Raw genomic sequence first — 7,402 nt, 5'->3', positions numbered from 1 at the left:
CTATGATTTAGCCACAGCCTATCCGTCCGTGCACGTCAACTATTGAAAGCGCCGTGTACCGAACGGTACGCACGGTGCTGTGAGAGGACGGCGGTTAGTCACCGCCTCCTACTCGATGATTCCATCGGTAAGACAGGTGTGCTATAATAAAAAGGAATCCGGGTGTAATGAGGGAAGTGACCGGAAAGGGGAGATGTTATGATAAAGCTGCTTATTGTAGAGGATGAGCTGATCACCAGACGGGGGCTGATGCGGCACATCCCATGGAAAAAGATTGGCGTGGATATGGTGGAAACGGCGGAAAGCGCGGATGAAGCCTTCGGGATATGTGCCAGGTGGCAGCCGGACATCGTGCTTTCGGACATTAAGATGAGGGGAATGGACGGCATTGAAATGTGCAGACAGCTGCGGAGCCTTCTGCCGGACTGCCAGATTATTTTTGTCAGCAGCTATTCCTATAAAGAATATCTGAAGGCGGCGATTGAGCTGGGAGCCATACAATATGTGGAAAAGCCTGTGGTGCCGGAAGAGCTTATCGGTGCGGTGGAAAAGGGAATCGAGAGGATTGAACAGATCCGGGCACAGAAGGATCTGCAGGAAAGCTATACGGAAAGCCTGGATTTCCTGAAAAAAGAGGTCTTGTTTTCTCTTTTGTCAACACCGGGGGATGTGGATAAGCTGGAATGTCAGCTGCGAAAGAGCGGTTTATGGACCGGAACGGATACCCGGATGCGTATCGGGATCGTCAAGCTTGCAGGAACCGTGAGTGAAGGGAGGGAATTCCTGAATACATACAGAGAAGCGCTTCATGAGCTTATGGAACCCGCTCATTTTTACTGCAGCGCTGATTTTCATGATAAACGGACTTTGATCCTTCTGATTACCGAAGCAAGGGAAAGGCTGGAACGGGACAGCGGTCTGATACGGAGCTTATGTGCCCTGGCGGAGGAATCAAAAGGAGAGTTCAGGCATTTCCTTGCCCTGGGAAGGATGGTGGGAGAGCCGCAGCAGCTGTATGCTTCCTATGAGTCCGCCTGTCAGTCCGCCAGCAGCCTGTCCTATAAAGGCTTTTCCTCCTGCGCTTTCTCCGAGGAGGTTGCGCAGGACAGACATTTTGAACTGGACAGGGAGAGGGAGGAGGCCTTTGTAAATGCCCTTTCCAGGAGGGATAAGGAGGAAGCGGGACGCATCCTGAAGGACATTTATGATGATCTCACGGATCAGAAGGCCGCGCTGAACAGCTCCGTGAAAAACATGTATTTCCTGCTTTACAATCATGTACTCAGGCTGGAAAAGGAGCTGCTGAGCACAGGGAAGGAACAGAAGGAAAATAACCGTTTCTGGGATAATGCACAGACGCTGCAGGAGCTTCATACCTTTCTTGCCGCCCGGGCTATGGAGGCAATAGAAGAACGGGAAAAGGAGGGAAGCGGGGGAAATGCGGTTATATTTCAGGTGATCGAGGTCATGAAACAGAAATATCCGGATAAAAACCTGTGTATAAAGGATTTGGCGGATGCCGTTTATCTCACCCCGTCTTATCTTTCCGGCCTTTTTAAACGCAGGACGGGAACCACTATCAACCAGTATCTGACGAACCTGCGCATCGAACAGGCCAAGCTCCTGCTGAGGGACAACAGCCTGAAGCTGTATCATGTGGCGGATCGGGTAGGGTATGAAGATGCGGCCTATTTCGCCAGGATATTTAAAAACCAGACGGGGATGACGCCTTCGGAATACAGGGAGAATAAGAGCCGGTGAAAAAAATATGGAATCAAATGAAAGTCAAGTTCCGCCAGCTGCCAATGAGAATAAAGCTTACGGTATCCTTTTCCGGTCCCATGATCCTGATTTTTATCCTCCTTCTTTCCGTCAGCTACCGGATTATTGAATCAGGGTATGAAGAACAAATCATGTATTCCGCCGATCAGTCCTTTGAGCAGGCCGTAAATTTCCTGCAGAATCATCTGCAGAATATGAATTATATTCTGGAACTGGTGGGTTCGGACAGGAACCTGCAGGATATGCTGCGTGAAGGCGACTATTGGGGAAGGCAGGAGACAGGGGATCAGTGGAGGGATTACTGGCGCATTAATGATATTATGACATCGCTGGAGCTTTCCAACAAAATGTATCAGTGCGGGATCTATGTACCGGATGAACTGGTATACGCCTGGAACCGGTATCATTTTTTCCCCGAGTCCGATTTGGAAAAAAAGGATTATTACTCGGACTTGTGTGATCGGCTGGATAAGGGGCTTATAGGCTTTACCGGACTGGAGCGCAGCGGACTGGAAATCGTGGGTGTGAAAAAGCAGAGAGTAGCAATGCTGAAAAAAGTGTACGGTGACGAAGTAGGTGACGGCAGCGCCTGTGTGGCAAGAGTCAGTGTTGGGGCAGATGAATTGGAGCGGATTGTGGTTAATTCCGATATCACCCAGAAGGGGCTCAGCTATCTGATCGATGAACGGGGAGAAATCCTTGCGGCATCCAGCCGGGAAAATATGGAGGCGCTTTCCGAAAGCGGAAACCTGCCCGGGTACGGCCGCAATGCTTCGTGGCAGGAACTGCGGATAGGTAATTCCTTTTATCTTTTCCGGCAGCAGAATCTGGAGCAGGCGGAATGGACGCTGGTATCGATTATTCCCAGGCAGGCTTTTTACCGGCAGACTTATCTGATGGGAATGACACTCATCTTTTTTTCCATACTGATTGTTCTGTCTATTTTTTTGATATCATGGGTATTGGGGAAGTATTATACGAAAAGGCTGGTGGCGCTGAATACCCGGATGAAACAGGTACAGGACGGGCAGCTTTCCCTGGATATGGAAGTGGAGGAAAGCGATGAGATCGGGGAACTGTTCCGCAGCTTTGGCTATATGACGAAGGAGCTGCGTAAACTGATGCTGGAGCAGTACCGTCTGGGTAAAAATGTGAAAACGGCGGAGCTGCGCGCGCTGCAGGCCCAGATAAACCCGCATTTCCTTTACAATACTCTGGATCTGATAAATTGGGAGGCTATGGATTACAATGCGCCGGAGATCATGGAAATCGCCCGAAATCTGGCACAGTTTTACCGGATCAGCCTGAATAAGGGCAGACAGATTGTGCGGGTGGAGGAGGAACTGAATCATGTCAGGGCATATGTGAAAATAGAAAATTATCACTTTGATAATGCCATTCATCTGCAGATTGACGCGGATGAGGGCGTGGAGGAACTGGCCTGCATCAATATTATTCTCCAGCCCTTTGTGGAAAATGCGATTATGTATAGTATTGCAAAAGCTCCCGACAGGGAGACATGCAGGATACATATCCGGGCAGCATGTGAAGGACAGGATCTTGTTTTTCGGATTACGGATAATGGGTTTGGCATGAGCCGGGAGCAGATAGAACGGATTTTCGAGGAAAACAGTTATGATGTCAGTCATGGTTATGGTGCTAAAAACGTAAATTTCCGTATCAAGCTTTGTTACGGAGAAGAATATGGTGTGTTTTATGAAAGCGAAATTGGGAAAGGAACGACAGTTACGGTAAGAATACCGGCCATGACGCCGGAGGAAGCCGAAAGAAAACTGCAGTAGGAGCGAGCGGAGATGAGAAACGGTATGAACTCCCGGAGAAGGGGTTTGTACCGTTTTTTATGCGCAAAAAGAAGAGAAAATGCCGAAAAATATTATTTTAATATACAAAATGATATATCCTAAAAGGATTAGAAAGGTAAAGTGCGGCCTAAAATTTAAAATTCATAAAATAATTATACAAAATGCACATTATGCGTAAAATAATCCTGCAAATCTCAGTTTTGTCATATTTCAATTAGGTCTTCGGAAATATATAATCATAGTATCAAGAAAACGTACGAAAAGAAGGGAGATGGAAGGGTGAAAGAGCGCTTTATAAACTTCGGCCGCGAAATGAAGAAGAACAGGGTTCTATTTCTCATGGTGCTGCCTGCAGTGCTCCTGGTGTTGGTATTGTCCTATCTTCCCATGTCGGGACTGATACTGGCATTCAAAAACTATCGTTTTGACAAAGGGGTATTCGGCAGTGACTGGAATGGGCTGGAGAATTTTCGTTATCTGTTCTCCTCCGGTACCGGCTGGCTGATAACTAAAAACACAATTCTGTACAACCTGCTGAATCTGATCACTTCACAGGGCCTTGCAATCGTATTGGCCATTATCATTTCGGAGATGCAGGGAAAGATTTACAAAAAGGTGACCCAGTCCATTATTTTTCTGCCTTATTTTATTTCCTGGGTTATTGTAGGCGCGTTTGTATACAACATTTTCAATTATGAGACAGGTCTTATGAATGGATGGCTCACCGCATTGGGAATGGAAAAAGTCAACGTCTACTCCATGCCCTGGGTTTGGCCCATCATTATATGCTGCTTCAATGCATGGAAATGGTGCGGTTACAATTCGATTATATACATAGCGGCAATAACCGGGATCGACGGGGAATGCTATGAGGCGGCTCAGATAGACGGTGCGAATATTTTTCAGCGTATCTGGTATATTACACTGCCCTGTATCAAACCTACAGTCATCACTATGCTTCTTTTGCAGGTGGGCAGAATCCTCAGAGGCGATTTTGAGATGTTTTATCAGATAGTCGGCAATAACGGGCAGCTCTATAATGCAACGGACGTAATCGATACCTATGTATTCCGTTCCCTGATGCAGAATTCCAATCTTGGAATGACGGCGGCGGCAACTTTCTATCAATCTATTCTCTGCTTTATTATTATCATGTTGGTTAATAAGGTGGTTAAGAAAATTGATGAAGATTATGCATTATTCTAAGAAGGGAGGGAACATTTATGGCAGAAAAACAGGTTATGGAATCCCGAAAAGTAAAGATGGGGACGGCGGCGGTTATTTTTAATGTTATAGGCTATATCCTGGTAGGCCTGGTGGCGCTCATCTGTTTATTGCCCTTTATCATGCTGGTTTCGGGATCGTTTTCTTCCGAACAGGCAATCCGCTTTACCGGTTATGGCATGCTTCCCAAAGACTTTACACTGGAAGCCTATAAAGTCGTATTTAAATATCCGGAAAAAATAGTACGTGCATACGGGGTGTCTATTTTTATAACGGCAGTGGGAACCGGGATAGGACTTTTTATTACAACGATGGCCGCTTACGTAATCAGCAGAAAAGATTTTAAATACCGCAATGCGATTTCCTTTTTCTTCTACTTTACGACCCTGTTTAATGGAGGGATGGTCAGTACATATATTTTTTACATTCAGTACCTTCATCTGAAAGATAATCTGCTGGCGCTTATATTGCCGGGAATGGTAAATATTTTTTATCTGCTCATTATGAGAAGCTTTGTTTCCGCTATTCCCATAGCACTGGTGGAATCGGCAAAGATTGACGGGGCAGGAGAATTCCGGACCTTTCTGCAGATCGTCCTTCCGCTTCTGAAATCAGGGCTTGCCACAATCGGTCTGTTTATGGCGCTGGGGTACTGGAATGACTGGTATAATGCCATGCTTTATATGAATACTTCTGAAAAATACCCGCTCCAGTATATGCTTTATGATCTGCTTCAGCAGACACAGGCATTGGCCCGGATTGCAAGCCAGGCGGGAATACGGGTGGAAAGCCTGCCCTCTAATACCTTAAAATTGGCGATGGCAGTCGTTGCCACGGGACCGATTATCCTGCTGTATCCATTTGTCCAGAAGTATTTTGTAAAAGGAGTTACAATCGGTTCCGTTAAAGGCTGAGCCGATAAAAAACTATATAAATAGGAGGATTATGAACATGAGAAAAGCTTCTAAACTGATTTCTTTGCTGCTCACGGCAGCAATGGCAGGAACTCTGCTGGCAGGCTGCGGAAACAGCGGCAGCTCAGGCAGCGGGAGCGGTTCCGCAGGAACAACCGCTGATTCTGCGGCACAGACGCAGGTACAGGAGGAAGGAGGACTGGACACTTCGGAGGAAGTGGAGCTGGTGATGTATGTAATCAGCAATGAACCGGCCAAGCAGCAGGAACTGACGGATAACATGAACAAACTGTTCAAAGAAAAACTGAATTGTACATTGAAGATTAATTACATTGGATGGGCTGAATATGCAAACAAATATCCGCTGCTTTTTTCTTCAGGAGAAGCCTTCGACATGGCTTATACCGCAACATGGCTGAATTATTCAGCGCTTGCAAAGAAAGGGGCCTTCATGAATCTGGATGATTTGTGGCCGACCTATGCGCCCAAGAACTATGCGATGCAGTCGGAAACAGCCAAGCAGCAGGCGACCATTGACGGACATTATTACTGTGTTCCCACATTGCTGGCGACCTATTCCGCATACGGCCCCATGTTCCGTACCGATATTCTTGACGGCACGGATTGGGACGGTAAGATGGAAAGCTTTGAGGATATGGAAGAATACATGGATCTGGTAAAGGCCAACCGTCCTGAGTTTGAACCTTTGGATATGTATTCCTCCGGATCGGAAATGGATGATTTGTACATGTGGAATAATGGGGTATATTCTCTGAAAGGTTCTTCCAATGACTTCCTTTTCATTGATCCCATGGAAGAGAATCCCAAGATCTTCACCTATTATGAATATGAAAAGACTCCGGAATTCCTGGAAATGATGAATCGTTGGAATGAGAAAGGCTTCTTCAGCAAATCCGCTTTATCCGATACCGATTCCGATAAAACGAAAAACGGGAAAGCGGCCCTGAAAGTACATAACGTGGATACTTTTACAGGACTGGTCATTGACAAGCCGGAATACAGCTTCGATTATGCCAATCTGGTGAAGGATGTTTCCAATATGGCATTTACCCAGGACGCCATGGTTATTTCCAATACCTCCAAGCATCCGGAACGGGCGCTGGCGCTTTGGGAACTGATTACGACAGACAGAGAAGCTTTTGATGCATTCTTCTATGGAATTGAAGGCGTATCTTATGAACTGAATGATAAAGGCGAAGTGAAAACATTGGATCCCGACAACTACGCGGCATCCGCCATGTGGGCGGCACGTACCACGGAGCTGAACCGTGACGGGATCGGCACACCGGATCGTACCATTGAACTGAAAAAAGAATGGGATGCCTATATCAAGGATGGTGTGGGAAGCCAGAAATACCGTTCCTTCGTACTGGATACTTCTTCCATCGAAACAGAATATGCGGCCTGCCAGAACGTACATCAGCAGTACTGGTGGCCTCTGGAGCTGGGCTACACGGAACCGGTAAGCGGACTGAAGGAGTACCAGGAGAAGATGGAAGCCGCCGGTATTGAAAAGGTGCGCGAGGTTCTGCAGCAGCAGCTGGACGCATACATAGCCGGACTCGGACAGTAAAATAAGGCATAAAAAGGTCTTGTAAAGGCCGCGCGGAAGTAAGAAGAGAATTATGGCGGCGGAGA

The 7,402-nt window shown here is 46.8% G+C and carries 5 protein-coding genes; all 5 read left to right on the top strand.

What is annotated here, in order from left to right:
• The first annotated feature begins 198 nt into the window (after positions 1-198).
• Positions 199-1,761 (top strand): response regulator transcription factor, encoded by a 1,563-nt coding sequence (locus BLA28_RS26275; RefSeq protein ID WP_009253255.1) that lies wholly within the window; start codon positions 199-201, stop codon positions 1,759-1,761.
• On the top strand, positions 1,758-3,584 hold the full coding sequence (locus BLA28_RS26270; RefSeq protein WP_069157207.1) for a cache domain-containing sensor histidine kinase: 1,827 nt from the start codon (positions 1,758-1,760) through the stop codon (positions 3,582-3,584). The genes BLA28_RS26275 and BLA28_RS26270 overlap by 4 nt, the downstream gene beginning before the upstream one ends.
• A 300-nt stretch (positions 3,585-3,884) precedes the next feature.
• Positions 3,885-4,811 carry an ABC transporter permease gene (locus BLA28_RS26265; RefSeq protein ID WP_044968033.1) on the top strand — a complete coding sequence of 309 codons (927 nt, stop codon included), beginning with the start codon at positions 3,885-3,887 and terminating at the stop codon, positions 4,809-4,811.
• A 17-nt stretch (positions 4,812-4,828) separates the two neighbouring features.
• The gene (locus BLA28_RS26260; protein ID WP_009253251.1) at positions 4,829-5,743 is read left to right on the top strand and encodes a carbohydrate ABC transporter permease; all 915 of its coding nucleotides are present in this window, start codon (positions 4,829-4,831) and stop codon (positions 5,741-5,743) included.
• A gap of 37 nt (positions 5,744-5,780) precedes the next feature.
• Complete coding sequence (locus tag BLA28_RS26255; RefSeq protein ID WP_044968031.1) at positions 5,781-7,337, top strand: ABC transporter substrate-binding protein; 1,557 nt, start codon at positions 5,781-5,783, stop codon at positions 7,335-7,337.
• The last annotated feature ends 65 nt before the right edge of the window (positions 7,338-7,402 follow it).

The organism is Eisenbergiella tayi, from assembly GCF_001881565.1.
Lineage (GTDB): Bacteria > Bacillota > Clostridia > Lachnospirales > Lachnospiraceae > Eisenbergiella > Eisenbergiella tayi.
This window is presented reverse-complemented; position numbering and strand designations above follow the sequence as displayed.